A 2,406-nucleotide genomic window follows, 5' to 3' on the forward strand; every position below is an offset into this window, starting at 1 on the left:
TTATGAAAAGAGTCTTATTACAATTATTATGTTTATTGCTGTTTGGAATTAGCAAGGCCAACGCCCAATATTATTTGGACGAAACCGGAAATCATACAACAGATATGAACAAAGCCTATTATTCAAGAAAAGTTACTCCCGAATTTAAAGATGGTAAACAGCAATATATTGTTTTGGAAAAATTTGTGAGTAATGATAAAGTCAAAACAAGCGGAATATCGTTGTCCGGTAAGGTACCCTATAATTATATCGGGCATAAAGAGACCTACTACCCAGATGGCATGCCTAAAAGCAAAGAAACATTTAATGCTAAAGGATATTTGATCGATACGGCTTACTATTATTATCCATCTGGAAAAATCCACTTAATAACACTTAATAATGGAACCAATAACATAACTTGGCAATATAATAGTACCACACAATATCTAGCCTATTTTGATTCTTTGGGAATAAGAAAAATTGAAAATGGGAATGGGATTATACATTTTAAAACCGGATTTAAAAATGATTTTGAAGAAGGCCCTTTAGTTAATAACAAGCGTGAAGGTGAATGGCAAGGAAAGAGTACTGATATTATCCCATATACATTCAAAGAATACTATAAAGATGATAATCTGTTATATGGCGAAATGACCAAAAACGATGGAACTATATCACGTTACGATTCTACGAATTATAATATTGACCCGACCTATTCTGAAGGAATAGGGAAGTTAATGCAATTTATCTCAAATAATTATAATTGTCCATCAAAAGCTTTAAAAGCTGGTGCAAGTGGCACAATACTTATTGGCTTTTTTATTGAAAAGGATGGTAGTTTATCTGATTTTAGGATCTTTCAGGACCTCGGATTTGGCACTGGAGATGCAGGAATAGCTGTCATCAAAAAATCGAAGAAATGGATCCCAAGGGTATATAAAGGCGAATCCGTTCGTGTTGCTTACATGTTACCTATTCGGCTTAACCTGCAGAAAGATTGAAGAACCGTCGCAAAAGTTGGAAGTTAATCCCATTTACAAATTATGATACGATAAAAGTTTTAAATTCATTCCAGAACAGCTTCTTTTTATTCACATCAACAAACATCTCTTCAAAACTGAACGTATTAAAAACCGTCGCAATACGGCCTTTCATGTAGGAATTATGTTCAATAAATGGAAGTTTCAAAGACGCGGGTTCCACACCCAACAATATAATCTTAGTCGGTTGGAAAAACTGCATAATACGCTTAAAATCATTCGGGTTATGGGGATTTGCCAAATTGAGTACCGCAACGGTCTCTTTCGTCAATTTCAAAGCACCAATTGTTTTTTCAAAAGCGCCCAATGCGGCTGGAGAAAAATAGGGGTATTGCTCGTAACGCAAAATAAAGAGTATTCCCTGATCCTTATTTCCTTGATATATAAATTCACCACCCAATACCTCCAGATGATTAACAGTATCGCCGTCCCTGCCGGACTCAATAGCTACAGCGGCTTTCTCTGCACCTAAGCCCACCGCCACATACGAGGTATCCTTCATTTCCGATGATGCTTGTACAACAGCTGCTTGCGCATGAGCACTATTCTCCTCCTGTAAAGGATGTGTAGACAGATCGGCTTGAAAATCAAAACCATTACCAAAGATTGTTTCATCCATTAAGGTCTGAAGTGCAACGGGGTTATCTGTTGTAAGATTGCTCATCGGAAAAAGAAATATTAGACAGTAAAGATAAAGAAGAAAAAGGAGCGAAGAATCGCTCCTTTCTGTATGTCAAAAAGATTAATGACCTAAGATATACGAGAAGATTAATGGCGCAACGATCGTCGCATCAGATTCTACGATAAATTTAGGTGTATCAATATCTAATTTCCCCCAAGTGATTTTCTCGTTTGGAACAGCACCAGAGTAAGAACCGTACGAAGTTGTTGAATCTGAAATTTGACAGAAATAAGCCCAGAAAGGTACTTCTTCCCATTCAAGATCTTGATACATCATCGGAACTACACAGATTGGGAAGTCACCAGAAATACCACCTGCGATTTGGAAAAATCCAACACCTTTACCTGCTGAGTTGTTACGGTACCACTCTGTCAAGTAAATCATGTACTCAATACCAGATTTAACAGTACTCGCTTTCAATTTACCTTTGATCACATTGGAAGCGAAGATATTACCTGTCGTTGAATCTTCCCATCCTGGACATACAATTGGTAAATTTTTCTCCGCAGCAGCAACAATCCAAGAATCTTTTGGGTCGATTTCATAATATTGCTCCAACACACCAGAGTTAACAACCTGATAAAGAAACTCATGTGGTAAGTAACGCTCACCTTTAGCCTCAGCAGCATGCCAAACATCTTCAAGATGTTTCTGCAAACGACGGAAAGCTTCCTCTTCCGGAATACAAGTATCTGTAACACG

3 protein-coding genes are annotated in these 2,406 nt (G+C 37.3%); 1 reads left to right on the plus strand and 2 read right to left on the minus strand.

The features are described 5' to 3' along the window. A partial coding sequence (locus B2X72_RS26070) for an energy transducer TonB (RefSeq protein WP_286852106.1) occupies positions 1-983 on the plus strand: 983 nt, incomplete at its 5' end. A gap of 40 nt (positions 984-1,023) precedes the next feature. Here B2X72_RS26070 and B2X72_RS26075 read toward each other — a convergent pair. Next, a complete protein-coding gene (locus tag B2X72_RS26075) occupies positions 1,024-1,686 on the minus strand; it encodes a hypothetical protein (protein WP_232475679.1) in 663 nt (220 codons plus the stop codon). Positions 1,687-1,764: 78 nt separating this feature from the next. After that, a partial coding sequence (locus tag B2X72_RS26080) for a deoxyhypusine synthase family protein (protein WP_286852109.1) occupies positions 1,765-2,406 on the minus strand: 642 nt, incomplete at its 5' end.

It is taken from the genome of Sphingobacterium sp. UBA7253 (genome assembly GCF_002472745.1).
GTDB classification, from domain to species: Bacteria; Bacteroidota; Bacteroidia; order Sphingobacteriales; family Sphingobacteriaceae; genus Sphingobacterium; species Sphingobacterium siyangense.

Coding starts and splice junctions, on each gene's coding strand:
- B2X72_RS26075 (WP_232475679.1), bottom strand. CDS start 1,686: ATGAGCAATCTTACAACAGATAACCCCGTTGCACTTCAGACCTTAATG.